This is a genomic window from Streptomyces sp. NBC_00237, from assembly GCF_026342435.1.
Taxonomy (GTDB): Bacteria; Actinomycetota; Actinomycetes; order Streptomycetales; family Streptomycetaceae; genus Streptomyces.
Genome location: NZ_JAPEMT010000002.1, coordinates 723,122 through 745,829, shown reverse-complemented (window position 1 = coordinate 745,829; position 22,708 = coordinate 723,122). Strand labels below are relative to the sequence as shown.

21 protein-coding genes are annotated in these 22,708 nt (G+C 71.2%); all 21 read left to right on the top strand.

Going from position 1 to position 22,708, the window contains the following annotated elements; all coding sequences use genetic code 11:
• Positions 1–180: 180 nt before the first annotated feature.
• Positions 181–453: an acyl carrier protein gene (locus tag OG897_RS17545; RefSeq protein ID WP_266657875.1), complete on the top strand. Its 273-nt coding sequence runs from the start codon at positions 181–183 to the stop codon at positions 451–453.
• Positions 454–559: 106 nt separating this feature from the next.
• Positions 560–1,345 carry a 3-oxoacyl-ACP reductase FabG gene (fabG, locus tag OG897_RS17540; RefSeq protein WP_266657873.1) on the top strand — a complete coding sequence of 262 codons (786 nt, stop codon included), beginning with the start codon at positions 560–562 and terminating at the stop codon, positions 1,343–1,345.
• Between the two features lie 43 nt (positions 1,346–1,388).
• Positions 1,389–2,336 (top strand): aromatase/cyclase, encoded by a 948-nt coding sequence (locus tag OG897_RS17535; protein ID WP_266657871.1) that lies wholly within the window; start codon positions 1,389–1,391, stop codon positions 2,334–2,336.
• Positions 2,333–4,666, top strand: a complete 2,334-nt coding sequence (locus OG897_RS17530) for an SDR family oxidoreductase (protein WP_266657869.1) — start codon at positions 2,333–2,335, stop codon at positions 4,664–4,666. The genes OG897_RS17535 and OG897_RS17530 overlap by 4 nt, the downstream gene beginning before the upstream one ends.
• 186 nt (positions 4,667–4,852) lie before the next feature.
• A complete protein-coding gene (locus OG897_RS17525) occupies positions 4,853–6,319 on the top strand; it encodes an MFS transporter (RefSeq protein ID WP_266657867.1) in 1,467 nt (488 codons plus the stop codon).
• Positions 6,316–6,693: an acyl carrier protein gene (locus OG897_RS17520; RefSeq protein ID WP_266657865.1), complete on the top strand. Its 378-nt coding sequence runs from the start codon at positions 6,316–6,318 to the stop codon at positions 6,691–6,693. Before OG897_RS17525 ends, OG897_RS17520 begins: the two co-directional genes overlap by 4 nt.
• Positions 6,690–7,517 (top strand): 4'-phosphopantetheinyl transferase superfamily protein, encoded by an 828-nt coding sequence (locus OG897_RS17515; protein WP_266657863.1) that lies wholly within the window; start codon positions 6,690–6,692, stop codon positions 7,515–7,517. Before OG897_RS17520 ends, OG897_RS17515 begins: the two co-directional genes overlap by 4 nt.
• Before the next feature lie 53 nt (positions 7,518–7,570).
• Positions 7,571–8,530, top strand: a complete 960-nt coding sequence (locus tag OG897_RS17510) for an ACP S-malonyltransferase (protein WP_266657861.1) — start codon at positions 7,571–7,573, stop codon at positions 8,528–8,530.
• Between the two features lie 31 nt (positions 8,531–8,561).
• A complete protein-coding gene (locus tag OG897_RS17505) occupies positions 8,562–10,127 on the top strand; it encodes an acyl-CoA carboxylase subunit beta (RefSeq protein WP_266657859.1) in 1,566 nt (521 codons plus the stop codon).
• Positions 10,128–10,251: 124 nt separating this feature from the next.
• Positions 10,252–11,154, top strand: coding sequence for a hypothetical protein (locus OG897_RS17500; RefSeq protein ID WP_266657857.1), 903 nt, complete (start codon positions 10,252–10,254; stop codon positions 11,152–11,154).
• Positions 11,155–11,247: 93 nt separating this feature from the next.
• The gene (locus tag OG897_RS17495) at positions 11,248–11,922 is read left to right on the top strand and encodes an antibiotic biosynthesis monooxygenase (protein WP_266657855.1); all 675 of its coding nucleotides are present in this window, start codon (positions 11,248–11,250) and stop codon (positions 11,920–11,922) included.
• 501 nt (positions 11,923–12,423) lie between these two features.
• Positions 12,424–12,918 (top strand): nuclear transport factor 2 family protein, encoded by a 495-nt coding sequence (locus tag OG897_RS17490; protein ID WP_266657853.1) that lies wholly within the window; start codon positions 12,424–12,426, stop codon positions 12,916–12,918.
• A gap of 105 nt (positions 12,919–13,023) precedes the next feature.
• Positions 13,024–14,091, top strand: a complete 1,068-nt coding sequence (locus OG897_RS17485) for a glucose-1-phosphate thymidylyltransferase (protein WP_266657851.1) — start codon at positions 13,024–13,026, stop codon at positions 14,089–14,091.
• Entirely contained in the window at positions 14,088–15,092 is a 1,005-nt protein-coding gene (gene rfbB / locus OG897_RS17480) for a dTDP-glucose 4,6-dehydratase (protein ID WP_266657849.1), read from the top strand. Before OG897_RS17485 ends, rfbB begins: the two co-directional genes overlap by 4 nt.
• Entirely contained in the window at positions 15,089–16,138 is a 1,050-nt protein-coding gene (locus OG897_RS17475) for an NAD(P)-dependent oxidoreductase (RefSeq protein ID WP_266657847.1), read from the top strand. Before rfbB ends, OG897_RS17475 begins: the two co-directional genes overlap by 4 nt.
• The gene (gene rfbH / locus OG897_RS17470) at positions 16,135–17,439 is read left to right on the top strand and encodes a lipopolysaccharide biosynthesis protein RfbH (protein WP_266657845.1); all 1,305 of its coding nucleotides are present in this window, start codon (positions 16,135–16,137) and stop codon (positions 17,437–17,439) included. The genes OG897_RS17475 and rfbH overlap by 4 nt, the downstream gene beginning before the upstream one ends.
• A gap of 58 nt (positions 17,440–17,497) precedes the next feature.
• Entirely contained in the window at positions 17,498–18,778 is a 1,281-nt protein-coding gene (locus OG897_RS17465) for a nucleotide disphospho-sugar-binding domain-containing protein (RefSeq protein ID WP_266657843.1), read from the top strand.
• A gap of 80 nt (positions 18,779–18,858) precedes the next feature.
• Entirely contained in the window at positions 18,859–19,488 is a 630-nt protein-coding gene (locus tag OG897_RS17460; protein ID WP_266657841.1) for a DsbA family protein, read from the top strand.
• Between the two features lie 135 nt (positions 19,489–19,623).
• Positions 19,624–20,214, top strand: coding sequence for a dTDP-4-dehydrorhamnose 3,5-epimerase family protein (locus tag OG897_RS17455; RefSeq protein ID WP_266657839.1), 591 nt, complete (start codon positions 19,624–19,626; stop codon positions 20,212–20,214).
• Positions 20,215–20,328: 114 nt separating this feature from the next.
• Positions 20,329–21,735 carry an NDP-hexose 2,3-dehydratase family protein gene (locus OG897_RS17450; protein WP_266657837.1) on the top strand — a complete coding sequence of 469 codons (1,407 nt, stop codon included), beginning with the start codon at positions 20,329–20,331 and terminating at the stop codon, positions 21,733–21,735.
• The gene (locus tag OG897_RS17445) at positions 21,735–22,697 is read left to right on the top strand and encodes a Gfo/Idh/MocA family protein (protein WP_266657835.1); all 963 of its coding nucleotides are present in this window, start codon (positions 21,735–21,737) and stop codon (positions 22,695–22,697) included. Before OG897_RS17450 ends, OG897_RS17445 begins: the two co-directional genes overlap by 1 nt.
• The last annotated feature ends 11 nt before the right edge of the window (positions 22,698–22,708 follow it).

The following is a 22,708-nucleotide window of genomic DNA, read 5'->3' as shown; positions in this document are numbered from 1 at the left end:
CGGCGGGTGCTTCCCCTCCCCGTCCCTCTCCCCACGAGGGGCGGTTGCTTCACCTCCCCGTCCCTCTCCCCACGGAGGCGGCGGCTGCTTCACCTCCCCGCCCCTCTCCCCACGGAGGCGGCGGGTGTTCCGTCCGACCCCGACCCGTGCACCAGGTGCGCGACGTATGAAGGGAACCCCATGTCGAAGCAGGAATTCACCCTCGAGGACCTCAAGCGCATTCTGCTGGAGGGCGCAGGCGCGGAAGAGGGCGTCGACCTCGACGGCGACATCCTCGACACCGACTTCGAGGAGCTGGGCTACGAGTCCCTCGCGCTCCTGGAGACCGGTGGCCTCATCGAGCGGGAGTACGGCATCTCCCTCGACGACGAGATATTCGCCGACAACCGCACCCCGCGCACCCTCGTGGCCGCGATCAACGTGCACCTGCGGGAGCTCACGCCCGCCGCGTAACGCACCACCGGGCCCGTGTGCCCCGCCCTTGTATCCCCGTGCCACCCCCGCCGCGGCGCAGCCCGCCGCGGCGGGGTCCACACCACCTTCCTTGGAGAAGACAGCTATGTCGCAGCAGGACAAGCGGGTCGCCCTCGTCACCGGCGCCACCAGTGGAATCGGGCTCGCCGTCGCCCGCCTCCTGGCCACCCAGAACCACCGCGTGTTCATCGGCGCGCGCAACGCCGAGAACGTCGCCGAGACCGTCAAGCAGCTGCAGAGCGAGGGCCTCGACGTCGACGGCACCACACTGGACGTCCGCTCCAGCACCGATGCCCGTCTCTTCGTGCAGGCCGCCGTCGACCGCTTCGGGACCGTGGACGTACTGGTCAACAACGCCGGTCGCAGCGGTGGCGGCGTCACCGCGGACATCGACGACGACCTGTGGAACGACGTCATCGACACCAACCTCAACAGCGTCTTCCGGCTGACGCGGGAGGTGCTCACCACCGGTGGGCTGCGCGACAAGGACCGAGGCCGCATCATCAACATCGCTTCCACCGCCGGCAAGCAGGGCGTCGTGCTCGGCGCCCCCTACTCGGCCTCCAAGCACGGCGTCGTCGGCTTCACCAAGGCGCTCGGCAACGAGCTGGCCCCGACCGGCATCACCGTGAACGCGGTCTGCCCCGGTTACGTCGAGACCCCCATGGCGCAGCGCGTGCGTCAGGGCTACGCGGCCGCGTACGACGCCACCGAGGAGGCCATCCTGGCGAAGTTCCAGTCGAAGATCCCGCTGGGCCGCTACTCGACGCCCGAGGAAGTCGCGGGCCTGGTCGGCTACTTGGCGTCCGACACCGCCGCCTCCATCACCTCGCAGGCGCTCAACGTCTGCGGCGGCCTCGGCAACTTCTGAGCCGCCCGACCCACGTCCCCAACCCGACCAGAGGAGCATGAGTATGTCCCAGCCCGGCCTGCGCGAGGTGGAGCACGACATCACGGTCTCGGCCCCGGCCGCCGCCGTCTACCGGTTGATAGCCGAGGTGCAGAACTGGCCCCGGATCTTCCCGCCGACCATCTACGTCGACCATGTGGAACAGGGCGAGAGCGAGGAGCGCATCCGCATCTGGGCCACCGCCAACGGCGAGGCCAAGAACTGGACTTCGCGCCGGACCCTGGACCCGGAGCAGCTGCGGATCACCTTCCGCCAGGAGGTCTCCGCGGCTCCGATCGCCTCGATGGGCGGCACCTGGATCATCGAGGCACTCTCCGGCAGCGAGTCCCGCGTCCGGCTCCTGCACGACTACCGGGCCGTCGACGACGACGCCGACAGCCTGGCCTGGATCGACGAGGCCGTCGACCGCAACTCGCGCTCGGAGCTCGCCGCGCTGAAGACGAACGTCGAGGCGGCGCACGCGGCCGAGGACCTGACGTTCTCCTTCGAGGACACCGTCCAGATCAACGGCTCGGCCAAGGACGTCTTCGACTTCGTCAACGAGGCCGACCAGTGGCCCGAGCGGCTGCCGCACGTCGCCACCGTCCGCTTCGCGGAGCCCTCCCCGGGCCTGCAGGAGCTGGAGATGGACACCCGGGCCAAGGACGGTTCGGTGCACACCACCAAGTCGTACCGGGTGGCCTTCCCGCACGAGAAGATCGCCTACAAGCAGGTGACGCTCCCGGCGCTGATGACGCTGCACACCGGCTACTGGACGTTCGCCCCCAACGACGCGGGCGTGGCCGCCTCGTCCCAGCACACCGTCACCATCAACACCGAGAACATCACCCGCATCCTCGGCGCGGAAGCCACCGTCGCCGACGCCAAGACGTACGTCCACAGCGCACTGAGCACCAACAGCCGCGCCACCCTGGGCCACGCCAAGGACTACGCCGAGCGCAAAGCGGCATGACCAGGGCAGGGGACTGCACCGAAACCCAGGTGATCGTGGTCGGGGCGGGCCCGGTCGGGCTCTTCCTCGCGGGCGAGCTGCGGCTGGCCGGCGCGGACGTGGTGGTCCTCGAACAGCTCACCGCGCCGACCACCGAGTCGCGCGCCTCCACCCTGCACGCCCGCACCATGGAACTCCTCGACAGCCGGGGCCTGCTCGCACCGCTCGGTGAGGTGCCGAACGAACCGAAGGGCCACTTCGGGGGTATTCCGCTCGACCTCACCCTTCCCAGCCCCTACCCGGGCCAGTGGAAGGTCCCGCAGACCCGCATCGAGGAACTGCTGGGACAGTGGGCCGAGGACCTCGGCGCGGACATCCGGCGCGGTCACACCGTGACGGGACTGACCGTGACCGAGGACCACGCGGAAGCCGAAGTGCGTACCGACGGGGGAACAACGGCGTTCTTCCGGGCCCGGTACGTCGTCGGCTGCGACGGCGAGAACAGCGCCGTACGCGGGCTGGGAGGCTTCGGTCTCTCCGGCACCGGCGCACAACGCGAACTGCTGCGCGCCGACGTGGCGGGCATCGACATCCGCAACCGCCGCTTCGAGCGGCTCGACGCGGGACTCGCCATCGCCGCCCGGCGCCCCGACGGAGTGACCCGGGTGATGGTGCACGAGTTCGGTGCCGGTCCACGCGGCACGCAGCCCCGCTTCGAGGACGTCGCCGACACCTGGAAGCGCGTCACCGGGGAGGACATCAGCGGCGGCACACCGCTGTGGGTGAACTCCTTCGGTGACGCCTCCCGGCAGGCGACCGCCTACCAGAACGACCGGCTCCTCCTGGCGGGCGACGCGGCGCACCAGCAGATGCCGATCGGCGGCCAGGCCCTCAACCTCGGGCTGCAGGACGCCGCCAACCTCGGCTGGAAGCTCGCCGCGCAGGTCGCCGGGCGGGCCCCGGAAGGGCTGCTCACCAGCTATCACGGCGAACGGCACGTCGTCGGCCAGAGGGTCCTGAGCAACATCAGGGCACAGGCACTGCTGCTGCTCGGGTCGCAGGAGGTCGACGCGGCCCGCCAGGTCGTCGCCGAGCTGACCGAACAGAGCGACAACGTACGGGCCCACCTCGCCGGAACGATCTCCGGCCTGGACATCCGTTACGACGTGGGGGCGGGCGACCACCCCCTGCTCGGTGCACGCCTGCCGCACTGGCGGCTCACCACCGAGGAAGGCCCGCTCACCAGCGCCGAGATCCTGCGCTCCGGGCGCGGCGTCCTGCTCCTGCTGTCCGGCGACCCCACCGGGCAGCAGGAGGTGCGCACCGTCGCCGACCGCTGGGCCGGCCCGGTGCGCACGGTGGCCGCCACCGCGCCCCCCGGCGCCTCGGCGGACGCCGACGCCCTCCTGGTGCGCCCCGACGGCTACGTCGCCTGGGCCGGCACCGGGGGAGCGGACCTGGAGCAGGCGCTGCACCGCTGGTTCGGCGCACCGGGTTGCGAGCCGTCGGCCGCGTCCCGCAAGACACCGGTGGCTTCGGTACCGACGAAGTCGCCGGACACGGCAACAGCGAAGAAGAGGAGAACAGACATGGGCAGGCTCACGGGCAAGACCGCGCTCGTCACAGGTTCGAGCCGGGGCATGGGCCGCGCGGCCGCCATACGTCTCGCGGCGGACGGTGCGCTGGTCGCCGTCCACTACACCTCGCGCGAGGACGCCGCCGACGAGGTCGTCACGTCGATCGAGAAGGACGGCGGCCGGGCCTTCACCGTCCGCGCCGAACTGGGCGTCCCCGGTGACGTGCACGAACTGTTCCTCGGGCTGGAGAGCGGCCTGCGGGAGCGCACCGGCGGCACCGACCTGGACATCCTGGTCAACAACGCCGGTGTGATGGGCGGGGTCAAGCCCGAGGACACCACGCCGGAGAAGTTCGACGAGTTGTTCGCGGTCAACGCCAAGGCGCCGTTCTTCCTCATCCAGCGGGCCCTGAAGAACATGCCCGACGGCGGCCGCATCATCAACATCACCTCGGGTCTGACCCGCTTCGCCAACCCCGACGAGATCGCGTACGCGATGACCAAGGGCGCCGTCGACCAGCTCGCCCTGCACTTCGCGAAGTACCTCGGCCCGCGCTCGATCACCATCAACTCCGTGGCGCCGGGCATCACCCGCAACGACAACCCGGTCTTCGACATGCCCGAAGTGGTGGCGCAGATGGCGCAGATGTCGACCTTCAACCGGGTCGGCGAACCGGAGGACGTCGCCGACGTGGTGGCCTTCCTCGCCAGTGACGAGGCCCGCTGGATCACCGGCTCCTTCGTCGACGCCACGGGCGGCACCCTGCTCGGCTGAACCACCGACCGGCGGACCACCGGCGCGCACATCCCCCCGCCGCGCCGGCCGGGCCGGCCACGGACACCGTCCGAGGCCGGCCCGCCCCCCGCCCCGGGCCGGTCACCCGGCCCACCGCACCTGCGGACCGACCCACCCCACCCACCTGCGGACCCACCCACCCCACCACACCTGCGGAACGGGACCATGACACGTGCGAGGACACCCCGGGCCACCGCGCCGGCCGACATCCACGGGCGGTGGAGCCCCGCCCTGTGGGGCCTGCTGTTCGTGCTCGCCGGGAACATGCTCATCGACGCCCTTGAGGTGTCGGTGGCCCTGGTGGCACTGCCCGCCATCGGCGACGACCTGGGCCTGACCACGGCCCAAGCGCAGTGGGTCGTCTCCGGATTCGCCGTCGGCTTCGGCGCCCTGCTGCTCTTCGGCGGCCGGGTCGTGGCACTGCTCGGCCGCCGCCCGGTCTATCTGACCGCGCTGCTCGTGTTCGCCGCCGCTTCCCTGGTGAGCGCACTGGCGGACGGCGCGACACTGCTCGTGGCCACCCGCTTCGTCAAGGGGTTCTGCGCCGCGCTGACCGCGCCCACCGGGCTCGCCATCATCGCTTCCACCTTCCCCGAAGGCCCGGCACGCAGCCGGGCGCTGTCGGTCTACACGCTCTTCGGCGCCAGCGGCTTCTCGATGGGACTGCTCCTCTCCGGAGTGCTCACCGAGGTGAGCTGGCGCTGGACCTTCGCCTTCCCGGCACCGGTCGCACTGATCCTCTTCGTCGTCGGGCTGCGGCTGATTCCCCGGGACCGGCCCGACCCCAGGACGCCTCGGCGGTACGACGCCTCGGGCGCCCTCAGCCTCACCGGGGCGATGCTGCTCCTGGTGTACGCGATCGCCTCCGGGCCCGACGCCGGCTGGGGCCATCCGGTCACCGTCGGCTCCTTCACCCTCGCGGCGCTGCTGGCAGCGGTCTTCGTACGCGTGGAACGCACCGGGAAGCACTCCCTGCTGAACCTGTCCCTGCTCGCCCACGCGCCGCTGGTGCGCTCCGCCGTCGGTGCGGGCTGCCTCAACGGCTCGTACCTGGGACTGCTTCTGGTGAGCACCCTGGACCTGCAACGGCAGGCGGGGTTCGACCCTCTGCGGACCGGCCTCGCCTTCCTGCCTGCCGCCGTGCCGCTGGCGCTCACCGCGCTGCACTCCGGACGGATCGTCGCCCGGTTCGGGCCGGCCCGGCTGATCGCGGCGGGAGCCGGGGCCGCGGCCCTCGGCTACGTACTGCTGCCGCGCGACGGCGGCGCCGTCCACTACGCCACGGACGTGCTCCCCACCCTGCTGCTCGTCGGGGCCGCGTTCGTGCTCGCCTTCACCGCTTTCCACGTGCAGGCCACCGGATCGGTCCCGGCCGCGCAGCAGGCGATGGCAGGCGGCATCTACCAGACCGCCGTCCAACTGGCCGCGGCCCTCATGACCGTGCTGTGCGCCGCGCTGTACCCGGTGGGCCGGGGGCCGGTGCTCGGGCTGATCACAGCCGTCGGAATCGCCGGTCTGGCCGTGGCCCTCCTCGGCCTCCTGCCACGTCGTCCGGCGTACGTCGCCGCCCGACGCGGTCCCTCGGCCGGACACCCGCAGGACGTACGCCACCGACCCCAGGACGGAACATGACAGCGACCCCACAAGCCGCCAGGACGGGCCCGACCGCCGCCGAGGTGAGCGTGCCCGACCGCGCCGCCCTGGCAGCGGCGGACCACGGTCAGCGCACCACCATGCTCGACACCTACGTACGACAGGAACTCGGCCGGGTGCTGGGCATCCCGCCGCAGAGCGTGGACACCACGAACCGGCCGATGAGCAGCCTGGGCGTCGGTTCGATCGCGGGCCTGGAGCTCCAGCGCCAGATGGAGACCGCCCTCCAGGTCGAACTGAACCTGCAGATGCTGCTGCTGGCCAACAGCGCGGCCGAACTGGTCGACTGCCTGGCCGACCAGCTCGCTCCGGTCCGCATCCCGCACCGGAGCGCCTCCGGGGCCGTGGCATGACGGCGGAGCACAGTCCAGGGCCCGGCACCTCGCTGGTCCAACTCGGCCGACAGGATGCGACGTTCACCGTTTCCACGGGTCGGGTCGACCTGTGGCTCATGCGCTCTCCCGACGCGACGGACGGGGACGCACTCGACACGTCGGAACTCGACGCGGCGGAGCGGCACAGAGCCGCCTCGTTCATCCGCCCGGCGGACGGGCTGTTGTACGCCACCGCTCATGTCGCCCTGCGCAGACTGCTCAGCCGCTACACCGACACAACGCCGCAGGACCTCCGGTTCTTCCGCGAGCCCTGCCCGGGCTGCGGCGGCGCGCACGGCAGGCCGGCGGTGACGCCGACGCCGGGCCGGCCGCCCCTGCACTTCTCCCTGTCGCACAGCGGCGGCGTCGCCCTCGTGGGTGTGGCGGCGGTCCCGGTCGGCGTGGACGTGGAGCGGCTGCCGCGCAGGGAGAGCGTGGAGATCTGCGGCAAGGCCCTGCACCCGGACGAACAGAGCGAGTTGGCGGACGCCGAGGCGGCGGAACTGACGGCCCGCTTCGGCCGGATATGGACCCGCAAGGAAGCCTTCCTCAAAGGGATCGGCACCGGACTGAGCCGCTCTCCCGCGCAGGACTACCTCGGCGTCGACGCCCGCCGCCACCCACCCGGCTGGACCGTGCTCGACATCCCCTGCACCACCACTCACGCCGCCGCGGCGGCGGTCTGGGGGGAGACCGCCCGCTCGGTCGACGTCCGCTGGCTGACGGGGGACTGGCTCCGCGCCCAGGGCACCGGCGGCCGGGCGGACGTGACCGAGCCGGCCCTGCCGGCCCTCGCCTGCTGAGGCGCACCCGCCGCACCACGGCCCCCGCTGACCGACAACAAGGACGTGACAGGATGAACCGCACCGCATTCGTCTTCCCCGGCCAGGGCTCACAGCGCGTGGGCATGGGCAGGCACCTGCTCGCTCAGCGGCCCGACCTGGTGGAGACCTACTACCGCACCGCCGACGACGTGCTCGGCATCCCCCTGACGAGGCTGAGCTGGCACGGTCCCGGCCGGGACCTGGACGATCCGGCCGTCTCGCAGCCCGCCGTCCTGCTCGCCGGTCTGGTCACCCTGGACGTGCTGCGCGGCCAGGGCGTCGAGCCCGACGCCGTCGCGGGACACAGCCTCGGTGAGTACGCGGCGATGGTCGCCGCAGGCGTCCTGGAATGGACGGACGCGCTGCGCCTGGTGCGGCTGCGCGGCGAGCTCATCGCCACCGTCGACGACCAGGTACGGGGCGCCACGGCCGCCGTGCTCGGTCTGGACCGCCGCGTGGTGGCGCGCCTGTGCTCCGAGGCCGCCGCGGCCACCGGCCGCACGGTCGAGATCGCCGGTGACAACGGCCCCGGCCAGACTGTGGTGTCGGGGCAGGCCGAGGCCGTGGCCCGGCTGATGCGAGCGGCGCGCGCGGCCGGGGCCGTCCGGGTGACGGAGCTGAAGGCAGGCGGCCCCTTCCACTCCACGCTGCTGAGCGGCATCGAGGCGGAGTTCACCGAGGCGCTGATCACCACCGAATTCCGCGACCCGGAGATCGAGTTGGTCTCCAGCGTCACCGGAGCCCGGATCTCGACCGCCGCCGGGGCGATCGTCGCCCTGCGCAGCCAGCTCACCAGCCCGGTGCGCTGGACCGAGGCCGTGCACGTGCTCGGGGCGGCGGGCGTGGACCGGTTCGTCGAGGCCGGACCCGGGCTGGTGCTCGGCGGCCTGGTCCGGCGCATCGCTCCGCACGCACGCGTCCACGCGACGAACAGCGCCCGCCGACTCGCCCTGACCACCGCAGCGTTCGCCGTCGCGGACAGCACGGTCTGACCACAACGACACACGGAGAGTGGGGAACCCCATGCCTGCAACAGACGAAACGATTCACCACCGCCTCACCGAACTCACCGGGCTCAAGGAGACGGCACGCAACGGCCCCGACCCGGCCGCCACCGAACGCCAGCACGCCAAGGGCAAGCTGACCGCCCACGAGCGGATCGCGCTGCTCCTCGACAAGGGCTCCTTCAACGAGGTCGAGCCCCTGCGCCGACACCGTGCCACCGGCTTCGGCCTGGAGCACAAGAAGCCGTACAGCGACGGTGTGATCACCGGCTGGGGCAGCGTGCACGGCCGCACGGTCTTCGTGTACGCCCACGACTTCCGGGTCTTCGGCGGCGCCCTCGGCGAGGCGCACGCGCAGAAGATCCACAAGATCCAGGACCTGGCCGAGTCGGCCGGCGCACCGCTGGTCTCGCTCAACGACGGCGCGGGGGCCCGCATCCAGGAGGGCGTGACCGCGCTGGCCGGCTACGGCGGCATCTTCCAGCGCAACACCAAGGCGTCCGGCGTCATCCCGCAGATCAGCGTGATGCTCGGCCCGTGCGCCGGCGGCGCGGCCTACTCGCCGGCCCTGACCGACTTCGTCTTCATGGTCCGCGACACCTCGCAGATGTTCATCACCGGGCCCGACGTCGTCAAGGCGGTCACCGGTGAGGAGATCAGCCAGAACGGCCTCGGCGGCGCCGATGTGCACTCCGCCGTCTCCGGCGTCGCGCACTTCGCGTACGACGACGAGGAGCACTGCATCGACGACGTGCGCTACCTGCTGTCGCTGCTGCCCGCCAACAACCGCGAGCTGGCACCCGTCGAGCGCTCGGGCGACCTCAGCGACCGGCTCAACGAGTCGCTGCTCGACCTGGTCCCGGTCGACTCCGGCCAGGCGTACGACATCCGCAAGGTCATCGAGGAGGTCGTCGACGGCGGCGAGTACTTCGAGGTGCACCCGGCCTGGGCGACCAACATCGTCTGCGCGCTGACCCGGCTGGACGGCCATGTCGTCGGCATCGTGGCCAACCAGCCCGCCTCCATGGCCGGCGTGCTGGACATCGAGGCGTCCGAGAAGGGCGCGCGCTTCGTGCAGTTCTGCGACGCCTTCAACATCCCGCTGGTCACCCTGGTCGACGTGCCCGGCTTCCTGCCCGGGGTGAGCCAGGAGCACAACGGCATCATCCGGCGCGGCGCCAAGCTCCTGTACGCGTACTGCAACGCCACCGTGCCGAGGATCTCGCTGGTGCTGCGCAAGGCGTACGGCGGCGCCTACATCGTCATGGACTCCCGCTCCATCGGCGCCGACCTGGCCCTGGCCTGGCCCACCAACGAGATCGCGGTGATGGGTGCCGAGGGCGCGGCCAACGTCGTCTTCCGCCGCGAGATCAACGCGGCCGACGACCCCGAGGCCGTACGCGAGCAGCGCATCGCGGAGTACAAGGAAGAGCTCATGCACCCCTACTACGCGGCCGAGCGCGGACTGATCGACGACGTCATCGATCCGCGGGAGACCCGCACGGTGCTGATCCGCTCCCTCGACATGCTGCGCGCCAAGCACGCCGACCTGCCCTCGCGCAAACACGGCAACCCGCCGCAGTGAGGCCAAAGATGCCTGTCAGATTGCGTCAGACCTTGGCCAACTCCAGTGTAACGAAAGCCCGTTGGTGCTGACACTCGATGCCGTCGACCCAACTCCCGTCCCGCGTCAACCATGTGAGGGTGTCATGACCGCAGTGCACAACAGTGAGCGTTCCTACGAGCAGCGTTGCGCGCAAGCAGTCAACGCGCTGCACTCCATCTCGTACTTCACCCCGGACCTGGGGACGGAACTCCAGCGGTTCGGTGTCACCGATCCGCTGAGCGTCTACCTCGCGTGCCGTTCGGCACCGCTCGGTGCGGCGGACGCCCCGCTGGTGACCGCGGTCTTCCACGGCTTCGCCCCCGCCTTCGTCGCGGAGCGCGTGCCCGCCGTCTGGGACCGCGTGTCGCCGAAGCAGGCGATCCTCGCACGGCAGAAGGCCATCGGCACGGCGCTGGAGCGGCTGCTCGGCTCCGAGGTCGTCCGGTCGCCGCAGATGGCGGAAGCGGCGAAACTGGCCGGGGCCGCGGCCTCGGGGGGCCTCTTCCCCGGGCGTCCGCTGTACGCGGCCAACGCCGGCCTCGAACAGCCCGACGAGCCGCACATCGCGCTGTGGCACGCCGCGACCATGCTCCGGGAGCACCGGGGCGACGGGCACGCCACGGTGCTCGGCCACGTCGAACTGGTCGGCGTGGAGGCACTCGTCCTCGACTGCGCCAGCGAGCGCGGCATGCCCAAGGAGGTCGTGATGCCCCAGCGCGGGTGGTCCGAGCAGGACTGGTCCGCCGGGCAGCACAGGCTCGTGGAACGCGGACTGATCGACGGGGCGGGCACGCTGACCGCCCGCGGGGTCGCGCTGCGGGACGAGATGGAGCACGAGACCGGCCGACTGGACCGGGCACCGTACGCCGCTCTGGGCGACGCGGGCGTCGAGAAGCTGGCCAGGTACGTCCGCGAACTGGTCGCCGCAGCGGCCGCTTCGGGGGCGTTCATGCCGCAGCTGCGGGAGTTCTTCGCCCCGGACGCCGACGCCTGGGACCGGCTCTGACGTACTGAGGGGCGGACCTGCGCCGCCGCTTCGGGCGGCCCGGCCCGCCGAGCGACAACCGAAGACCCGACCACACCAGGGGAGACCGTCACCATGCCCAGCTCCACCCTCCAGCAGTCCACCAACCGGCAGACCATCGGCCCGGAGATCACCCGCCCCGACTCCCATGCGGTCTACATCAGCTACTGGTACGTGGAGGGCGCGAAGCAGGGACGCGCCCTGCTCGACGCGGCCATGGCCGCCTGGCAGAGCACGCCCTGGCCCGAGGGAATCCTCTCGGTCTCGTGCTACCTGAGCACCGATGAGGACGTGGTGCTGACCTACGCGCAGTGCACGGACGACTCCGTCCACCGGGCGTTCGCAGCCGGTCTCGCACTGCCCGAGGGACCGGCGAGCGCACCTCCGGTCGAGTACCGACTGCACCGCGACGTGCTGGTCGACCTGGCGGGCCAGATTCCGGGCGCCCTGGTCGCCGCCAGTTTCGACGTGGACGGATCGGAGCGCCAACACAGCATCGTGGACGCGATCGTACGCACCGTGGAGGGTGCGTCCGCCGAGGAGCAGGCGGGGCTGATCGCCGCGCACTTCCACCTCAGCGTCGACGGCAGCCGGGTGTTCAACTTCGCGGAGTGGACGACCGACGAGGCGCACATCGAGTTCCTCGGCGGCGAACTGAGCCGCCGGTCGCTCCAGATCGCCAACGACATGCCGGGCGTGCGGCCCCTCGGCTTCAGGCGCTACCACCTCCACCGGAGTCTGGCCGCCTGAGCGACCCAGGAACCGGCCGCCGGAGCAGGTCCTGACCACGCCGGACGGTGCCCGTACGTCAGGTGTCGGACAGGCGCCGTCAGGACTGCGGCAATTGGATTGCTTCCCCGGACGGGCCCGAAGAGGGTTGTCCCAGAGCCTTTGGATCCCGGCACGCCACACGGCCGGACGCGTCGCCCGACCCCCGGGAAACCCGACCCCTGGGAAACAGGCGGTCGCACCCCGCGCGACTCCCCACGCGGTCGACACCGGACCCGTGGTCGACACCTGACTCGCCTTCGCCACCGGAACCGCGGCCGGCACCGGCCACGCAGCCCACCACGGCTCGGCCCGGGACCGTGCCCCGCAGGCCCGGACACCGCCAGGAACGCGCATCCCCCCACCAGCACAGGCACCGGCCCGCAGGCCGCGTCGGCTGCCGCGACGACACCCCTCCGCGCGGCGGCCCCGCCCGGCACCCTCCGTACGCCCGTGACGTGCGGACACGACAAGGAGACCCGCATGACCCTGCCCCCTCCCACTCTCCCCGCCGTCCTCTACTCCGCCCCCGCCGATCTGGAGGAGCGAGTGCGCACGCTGGAGGACCGGGCCCACCTGACGGACCTGCTGGACCGGTTCACTTACGGACTGGACACGCCGGGCCCGCTGACCGAGGGCTGGTACCGCTCGCTGCTCACCGAGAACCTCCGGCTGAACCTCCCCAACGGCACCCACCAGGGCATCGACGGGCTGCCCGGGTTCATGAACGACGCCAAGACCAAGTGGGCCGTCACCCAGCACTACGCCACCAACTGCGTCATCGACATCGACCCGCAGGGCGACCAGGCATCGATGCGCGCCAACGTCCACGCCGTGCACGTTCCGCACGGCGGACCCGCCCCGCTCTTCACCGGCGGCGCCCACTACGACGTACGGGCCGAACGGACCCCGGAAGGCTGGCGCATGGCGGAGCTGAGCGTGACCGTGCGCTGGACCTCGGACGGAGGACACGGCTGACCCCGGGCGCCCGTCCCTCCGTGCCTGCGCCCAGCTCGCGCATGCGCCCAGCGAAGAAGAACTCAGAGCATGCCCCCGAAAACGGGGCGAGAGGAAGATTCCGCGATGAAAGCCCTGGTGTTGTCGGGCGGGTCCGGGACCCGTCTGCGGCCCTTCAGTTACTCCATGCCCAAGCAGCTCATCCCCATCGCCAACAAGCCGGTCCTCCAGCACGTCCTGGAGAACATCCGTGACCTCGGCGTCACGGAGATCGGCATCATCGTGGGCGAGAGGCTGCCGCAGATCAGTGCCGTCCTCGGGGACGGCGCGGAGCTGGGTGTCAAGATCACCTACATTCCGCAGGACCGGCCGCTGGGTCTCGCGCACTGCGTGAGCCTGGCCCGGCCCTTCCTCGGCAACGACGACTTCGTGATGTACCTCGGCGACAACATGCTCACCGGGGGAGTCCGGCGCATCGCCGAGGAGTTCGCCGAAAACCGCCCCGCCGCACAGCTAGTCGTCCAGAAGGTGGCCGACCCGCGCGCCTTCGGGGTCGCCGAACTCGGCCCCGACGGCCGGGTGGAGCGGCTGGTGGAGAAGCCCGAGGAGCCGCGCAGCGACCTCGCGCTGATCGGCGTCTACTTCTTCACCCCCGCCATCCACGCGGCGGTGGACGCCATCGAGCCCAGCCCGCGCGGCGAGCTGGAGATCACCGACGCCATCCAGTGGCTGGTGAGCGCCGGCGCCGACGTCCGGGCCAGCGAGTACGAGGGCTACTGGAAGGACACCGGCCGCGTCGAGGACGTACTGGACTGCAACCGCACCCTCCTGGACGACCTCAAGCCGTACACGGCGGGCGAGGTCGACGACGCCAGCACCCTGGTCGGTCCGGTCGTCGTCGAGCAGGGGGCCAAGGTGGTGCGCTCACGCCTCGTCGGCCCGGCCGTCATCGCCTCGGGCACGGTCGTCACCGACAGCTACATCGGCCCGTACACCTCCATCGGCAAGGACTGCGTGCTCAGCGACACGCACATCGAGCAGTCCATCGTCCTGGACGGCGCGACCGTCTCCGAGGTGCGCGGACTGCACAGCTCCCTCATCGGCCGGTCCGCCGCCGTGGTGCCCGCCGAGCACGACACCGCCCATCACCGGCTGGTCGTCGGCGACCACACACGAGTCGAGGTAGCGGCATGAAGAAGATCCTGATCACGGGCGGCGCCGGCTTCATCGGCTCGCACTACGTGCGGACCCTCCTGGCCGACGGGTACGCCGACTGGGAGGGCGCCCACGTCACCGTCCTCGACAAGCTGACGTACGCGGGCAACCGCGACAACCTCCCGCCGTCGCACCCCCGGATGACCTTCGTGCACGGCGACATCTGCGACAGCGAGCTGCTGCTCGGGTTGCTGCCGGGACACGACGCGGTGGTCCACTTCGCCGCCGAGTCGCACGTGGACCGCTCCCTGGAGTCCGCCGAGGAGTTCGTCCGGACGAACGTCACCGGCACCCAGCGGCTCCTCGACGCGGTCCTCGCCACCAAGGTCCCCCGGGTCGTGCACGTCTCCACCGACGAGGTCTACGGCACCATCGACGAGGGCTCCTGGACGGAGGAATGGCCACTCGAACCCAACTCGCCCTACTCCGCGTCGAAGGCATCCTCCGACCTGCTGGCCCGCTCCTACTGGCGCACCCACGGGCTGAACCTCTCCATCACCCGCTGCTCCAACAACTACGGGCCCTACCAGCACCCGGAGAAGCTCATCCCGCTGTTCGTCACCAACCTCATCGAGGGCGAGCAGGTCCCGCTGTACGGCGACGGCGCCAACATCCGCGAGTGGCTGCACGTCGACGACCACTGCCGGGCCATCGACCTGGTCCTCAACAAGGGCCGGGCGGGCGAGATATACAACGTCGGCGGCGGCAACGAGCAGACCAACCTGGCCATCACCGAACGGCTCCTGGAGCTGACCGGGAACGACTGGTCCAAGGTCCGCCGCGTCGCCGACCGCAAGGCGCACGACCTGCGCTACTCGCTCGACGAGACGAAGATCAGGGAAGAGCTCGGGTACGCCCCGCGCATCCCCTTCGAGGAGGGCCTCGCCGCCACCGTCGCCTGGTACCACGACAACCCGAACTGGTGGAAGGGCACCAAGCACGGCACGGACGACGCGGACGTGCTCCGGGCGGCCGGGTGAACACCGCCGCTCCCACCGTGCTCGTGCTGGGCGGCACGGGATTCCTGGGCCGCCACCTCACCGCGGGCTTCGCCGAGGCGGGCGCCCGGGTCGTCCCGGCCGCCCGCCGCGGCGCCACCCGCGTCGACCTCACCGAGGCCGATCCGGGCCCGCTGACCACGCTGCTGCGTGACGTCGGCCCCGACGTCGTCGTCAACGCGTCCGGCCGGGCCTGGGGGGCCGACGCGGCGGAGATGACCGCGGCCAACTGCGACGCCGTCGCCGCCCTCACCGGCGCTCTCGCCGCACTTCCCGCCCCACCGCGCCTGATCCAGCTCAGCAGCATCCACGAATACGGCGCCGGCACCGTCGGCACCGGAACGCGCGAGGACCACGAGCCCGCTCCGGTCACCGACTACGGGCGCTCCAAACTCGGCGGCACCCGGGCCGTGCTCGACGCCGTACGGACCCGGGAGCTGGACGCGATCGTGCTGCGCGTGGCCAACGTCTGCGGACCCGGTGCGCCGCACGGCAGCCTGCTCGGCTCGGTGGCCGCCCGCCTGGCGGCGGCCCTCGCCGCACCCGGCGCTCCGGCGGACCCGGTGGAGCTGCGGCTCGCGCCGCTGCGCGCGTACCGCGACGTCGTCGACGTGCGCGACGTGGTGGCCGCCGTCGTCACGGCGGCCGGGGTCGCGCGCCCGGCCCACCCGGTGTTCAACATCGGCAGCGGGGCGGCCCGGCCGATGCGCCGGATCGTCGACCGGCTGATCGCCCTGAGCGGGCTGCCCGTCCGGATCGTCGAGGACACCGCGGGTCCGCGCCGTACCGACACCGAGTGGCAGCAGCTCGACATCACCCGCGCCCGCCGGGAACTGTGCTGGTCGCCCGCCCGTGACCTGGACAGCTCGCTGAGCGCACTGCTCGACGCCGCACGAACCGAGCTCACCACGCCGTCAGCCACCACGCCGTCATTCACCGAGCCGTCATTCACCGAGCCGTCAGTCACCACGCCGTCAGTCACCACGCCGTCAGTCATCGAGCCGTCATTCACGGAGAGGAAGACATGAGCGTCCACAAGGACATCGCCCTGGACGAGGTCCGCAAGTTTCACCAGGACACCCTGCCCGACGGCCGGTTCGTCCCCGGCACCACCGAGATCTGGCCCGCCGGTGCGGTACTCGACGAGCGCGACCGCACGGCCCTGGTCGAGGCCGCCCTGGAGATGCGGATCGCCGCCGGACCGAGCTCGCGCAAGTTCGAGTCGCGCTTCGCGCGGAAGCTGGGACGCCGCAAGGCGCACCTGACCAACTCCGGCTCCTCCGCCAACCTGCTCGCCATGACGGCGTTCACCTCGCACCTGCTGGAGGACCGCCGGCTGAGGCCCGGGGACGAGGTGATCACCGTCGCGGCGGGCTTCCCCACCACCGTCAACCCGATCATCCAGAACGGACTCGTCCCCGTCTTCGTCGACGTGGAGCTCGGCACGTACAACACCACCGCCGCCCGGGTGGCCGCGGCGATCGGCCCGCGCACCCGGGCCATCATGATCGCGCACGCCCTGGGCAACCCCTTCGAGGTCGCGGAGATCGCCCAACTCGCCGAGGAGCACGAGCTGTTCCTGATCGAGGACAACTGCGACGCGGTCGGGTCGACCTACGACGGGAAGCTGACCGGCACCTTCGGCGACCTCACGACCGTCAGCTTCTACCCGGCGCACCACCTGACCATGGGGGAGGGGGGCTGCGTCCTGACCTCGAACCTGGCCCTCGCGCGCATCGTGGAGTCCCTGCGCGACTGGGGCCGGGACTGCTGGTGCGAGCCGGGTGAGACCAACAAGTGCCTCAAGCGGTTCAAGTACCAGATGGGCACGCTCCCCGAGGGGTACGACCACAAGTACATCTTCTCGCACGTCGGTTACAACCTGAAGGCGACCGACATCCAGGCGGCCCTCGGGCTGACCCAGCTCGACAAGCTGGACGACTTCGTCGACGTGCGCCGCCGCAACTGGCGGCGGCTGCGCGACGGGCTGGAGGGCGTACCGCACCTGATCCTGCCCAGGGCCACCGAGCGCAGCGACCCGAGCTGGTTCGGGTTCGCGCTCACCGTGGACCCCGAGGCGCCGTTCAAGCGGGCGGAGCTGGTGGAGTTCCTGGAGGACCGGAAGATCGGCACCCGTCGGCTCTTCGCCGGCAACCTGACCCGCCACCCGGCCTACATCGACCAGCCGCACCGCATCGTCGGCGACCTCACCAACAGCGACATCATCACCGAGCAGACCTTCTGGGTCGGCGTCTATCCGGCCCTGACGGACGAGATGATCGACTACGTCGCCTCCTCGGTACGGGAGTTCGTCGCGGCCCGCGGATGACCGTGGCCTCCCGGACGGCTGCCGAGAAATCCCCCCATCCCTTTCCCAGGAGTGCGCGATGCGCGTGATGTTCACCCTTCTCCCGGCGACGGCCCATCTGTACCCCGTCGTGCCGCTGGCCTGGGCGCTCAAGAGCGCCGGGCACGAGGTCTGCGTGGTCAGCCAGCCCGACCTGGTCGGACCCGTCACGGCAGCCGGACTCACCGCGGTGGGCCTGGGCGAACCGCTCGACCACACGCCGAAGGCGGCGGAGGACGAGGCACAGGAGGCGGAGAGCGAGCAGCCCCCGCAGTGGGACAACGTGGTTCCGCCGGAGTCCCGGGCCCACCTCTGGGACTTCTTCCACCGCCGGATACTCCCCGCCCTGCCCTTCTACTACCCGGCCGAACCCAGCCCCGGCGGCGATGTCACCTTCACCGACGAACTGGTCGCGTTCGCCCGCCGGTGGCAGCCCGACCTGGTGCTCTGGGACCCCGCGTGCATCCCCTCGCCGATCGCCGCGCGGGCCGTCGGCGCGGCACACGCCCGCCTGCTGTGGGGCCTGGACTACTTCGCCTGGTCGCGGACGCTGTTCGCCCCCGGAGAGGACCCGCTGACCAGCGTGGTTCGCCCCCTCGCCCGGCGGCACGGATACGAGGTGGACGAGGAACTGCTCCTCGGCCAGTGGACCGTCGACCCGGTGCCGCCCCGGCTGGCTCTGCCGCTGGGACTGCCGACCGTGCCGGTGCGGATGATCCCGTACAACGGCGGGTCGGAGATACCGCAGTGGCTGCTGGAGGAACCCCGGCGGCCCCGGGTGTGCGTCTCGCTCGGGGTCACCACCCGGGAGCGCTCCAAGGAGGGCCACATCCCGCTCGTCGAACTCCTCCAAGGACTGGCGGAGTTGGACGCGGAACTGGTCGTCACCGCCAACGCGCAGCAGCTCGCCTCGCTGGGCACCCTCCCGGAGAACGTCACGGCCATCGACTACGTACCGCTGACCCTGCTGCTGCCGAGCTGCGCGGCGATCCTGCACCACGGCGGGGGCGGCACCTTCACGGCCGCGGTGACGCACAGCGTTCCCCAGCTCATCGCGCCCGGCGTGCAGGGGGACTTCCTCGACACCGCCCGGTACGTCGAGGAGCGCGGGGCGGGACTCGTCGTCGACACGCCACGCTTCACCGTGGCCGCTGTCCGGGACCAGCTCGACCGGATCCTCACCGAGCCCGGCTTCCGGGAGGGTGCGACCCTCCTGCGCCAGGACCTCCTCGACCAGCCGGGACCGGCCGACATCGTGGCCGAGCTGGAGCGCCGCACGGCCCTCCGGCGCGACCGCGAAGGGACCGGCCTGGCGGCCTGAAACCGGCCACCACGCTTCCTCGACCGCCCCGCGGCCCGTACCGTCCGGGTCGACCGCCTTCCCATGAACCGGAGTTCCTCGTGACGACATCCCAGCAGCCCGTACGCATCGACATGACCCTCGACGTCATCTGCGCCGCTTCCTACATCGGCTACACCAGGCTCGCCAAGGCGGCCGTCCGGCACCGCGCCTCCGGCGGCAAGGTCGAATTCACCTTCTCGCCCTTCCAGTTGGCACCGGACGCGACCGGTGAGGGCGAGCCGCTGCTCGACGCGCTGCGCGAGCTCTTCGGCGACGCGGCCGCCGCGCACACCACCCAGATCGCCGCGGACGCGCTGCGCGACGGCCTGGAGCTGAACTACGAACGGGCCATCGCCACCGGCACCTTCGAGGCGCACCACCTCGTCGCCGTGGCCGAGGGGCAGGGCAAGGGGGAGGCGGCCGTCGAGCGGCTCTTCCGCGCGCACTTCACCGACGGGCTGAACATCGGCGACCCGGCCGTCCTCGCCACCCTGGCCGACGAACTCGGCGTCACCGTCGTCGAACCGGCCGGCGACGCACTCCGGGCGGAACTCGACCGGGTGCGCGCCCTCGGGGTGCGCGGCGTCCCGGTCTTCACGTTCAACGGGGGCCCCGCCGTCACCGGAGCGCTGAGCGAGGAGGCGTACCTTCAGATCCTCGTCACATCGAGCCAGGGGTCCGTCAACTGACGTCAGACCTCAGGCAATTCGCTTGTGTGTTCCCTTTGACGCGTGGAGCGTAGCGGCACGTGCGCGCCGCATCTCCTGGCAGACGTCCGTGCGGCGCCGTTCGGGACAAGGACGTCGACAGGGATGTGAACGGCAGTGCACATAGCAGAGTTGGACATACCAGGGGTGTTCGTGGTCACCCCCGAACTCCGCAAGGACGAACGCGGTTCCTTCTTCGAAGGAATGCGCGCGGACGAGTTCGAAAGCGCCACGGGACGGAGATTCGTCCCGCTCCAGATCAACTACTCGGTGTCGCAGAACAACACCCTGCGCGGCATCCACAGCGTGACCAGCCCCCCGGGCCAGGCCAAGTACGTCACCTGCGTCCGGGGGAGACTGCGCGACTTCGTGGTGGACCTGCGCCCGGGCTCGCCCACCTTCGGCAAGTCCGCGAGCAACGTCCTGGACCCGGAGTCCGGCCGGTCGGTCTTCGTGCCGGAGGGCGTCGGCCACGGCTTCCTCTCGCTGGCCGACGACTCGTGCATCTCCTACGTGCTGTCCAGCGTGTACGTGCCCGGCACCCAGATCGACATCGATCCGCTCGATCCCGATCTGGCCCTGCCCTGGGGCTGGACCACGCCGCCCCTGATGTCGCAGAAGGACGCGAACGCCATGTCGCTGCGGCAGGCTGAGGCGGCGGGCCTCCTTCTGCCGTACCACGCTCCGGCCGCCCGCATCTCGGCCTGATTGGCCGTCACATCCCTTTGTCCCAGCTCCATTTGTGTCCCAGCGTCATTTGTCTTACCTCCATGTGTACAGATGTGTACAGACCCCCATTTGCCCCGGCCCCAGGAGTACGCCATGTCGGCTACGTTCGTCACGACCGCAGTCGGCCCGACTGCCCTACAGCCCCGCGAGGACGCCACGATCGCCGACCGGATGGCCCGGTCGGCGGCGAGCACGACCGGCGCGCGGCTCAGCACCCGGGACTTCCCCGACTGGCTCGAAGGGCGCCGCAGCGCCCACCGGTTCCGCGTCGACCGCATCCCGTTCGACGCACTCGACGGCTGGTCCTTCGAGGAGGGCACCGGGAACCTGGTGCACCGCAGCGGCCGCTTCTTCTCCGTGGAGGGACTCCACGTCACCCACCAGGGCGGCGTGTTCCCCCAGTGGTACCAGCCCATCATCAAGCAGCCCGAGGTCGGCATCCTGGGCATCCTGGTCAAGGAGTTCGACGGGGTCCTGCACTTCCTCATGCAGGCCAAGATGGAGCCGGGCAACCGCAACCTGCTCCAGCTCTCGCCGACCGTGCAGGCCACCCGCAGCAACTACACCAAGGTCCACGAGGGCGCGGACGTGAAGTACATCGAGTACTTCGTCCGGCCGGACAAGGGCCGGGTCCTGGCCGACGTGCTCCAGTCCGAGCACGGCTCCTGGTTCCTGCACAAGAGCAACCGCAACATGATCGTCGAGGCCGTCGGCGACGTTCCCCTCCACGACGACTTCTGCTGGCTGACCCTCGGTCAGATCGGTGAACTCCTGTACCGCGACAACGTCGTCAACATGGACTCCCGTACGGTGCTGGCCTGCGCACCCTTCCCGGACGCGGCTCCCGGCGCACTGCACTCCGACACGGAACTGCTGTCCTGGATCACCGCCGAGCGCTCCCGCCACGACGTGAGCGCCCGACGGGTTCCGCTGGACGCGCTCCCCGGCTGGCACCGGGGCGAGAGCGCCATCGACCACGAGGACGGCCGGTACTTCCGGGTCGTCGCGGTGTCCGTCCAGGCGGGCAGCCGCGAGGTCTCCGGCTGGACCCAGCCGCTGTTCGAGCCGTACGGCCTCGGCGTCGCCGCCTTCCTCACCCGACGCGTGGGCGGCGCGCTGCACGTCCTGGTGCACGCCCGCGTCGAGGGCGGCTTCCTCGACACCGTCGAACTCGGCCCCACCGTCCAGTACACCCCCGACAACTACGCCCACCTGCACGGCGACGAGCGACCCCGCTACCTGGACGAGGTACTGGCAGCCGAACCCGACCGGATCCGCTACGAGGCGCTGCACTCGGAGGAGGGCGGCAGGTTCCTCAACGCGGAGAGCCGCTACCTGCTGGTCGAGGCGGACGAGGCGACCGCCCCGCTGGACCCGCCCGCCGGGTACTGCTGGGTCACCCCCGGTCAGCTGACCTCCCTGGTCAGGCACGGCCATTACGTCAACGTCCAGGCCCGCACCCTGCTCGCCTGCCTCCACGCGACCGGGGCCGGTGCCTGATGGAGGCCGCCCTGCGGATCGGCGTCCTGGGCTGCGCGGACATCGCGCGCCGCCGCCTGCTCCCGGCGATGGCGGCGGACCCCCGGGTGCACGTCACCGCCGTCGCGGGCCGTGACCTCGGCCGGGCGCGCGAGCTCGCCGGGCGCTTCGGCGCCCGCCCGGTGCACGGTTACGCCGCGCTGCTGGCCCGGGACGACATCGACGCGGTGTACGTACCCCTGCCTGCGGCCCTGCACGCCGAGTGGACCGAGGCGGCCCTGCGAGCCGGCAAGCACGTCCTCGCGGAGAAGCCGCTCACCACCGAACTCGCCTCCACTCAAAGGCTGTTCGACCTTGCGACGCGGTCAGGTCTGTGCCTGATGGAGAACGTGATGTTCGTCCATCATCCCCAGCACACGGCCGTCGAGAAGCTGCTCGCCGACGGAGCGATCGGTGAACTCCGCTCCTTTCAGGCGGCGTTCGCCGTGCCCCGGCTGCCCAGTGGCGACATCCGCTACCGCCCCGAACTCGGCGGCGGCGCCCTGTGGGACACCGGGGTGTATCCGCTGCGGGCCGCCCTGCACTTCTTGGGCGACCGGCTCGACGTCGTCGGCGCCCTGCTCGCACAGGGTGCCACCGACGCGGTGGACACCTCGGGCACGGTGCTGCTGCGCACCCCGGAAGGGGTCGGCGTCCAGCTCTCCTTCGGCCTCGACCACGGATACCGCTCACGCTACGAACTCTGGGGGAGCGAGGGGAGCATCACCGTCGAGCGGGCGTTCACCCCGCCCGCCGACCACCGCCCCCGCATCCGTGTCGAGCGGCGCGAGGGCCCCGACGACGTACTGCTGCCGGCCGACGACCAAGTCGCGCGCACGGTGCGCGCGTTCGTCGACGCCGTGCGCGGCGCAGCGGCCCCCGACCCGGTGATCCTCAGCCAGGCCCGACTGCTCCACGACATCCGGGTGAGGGCTGCGGCCTGATTCCCCACTGC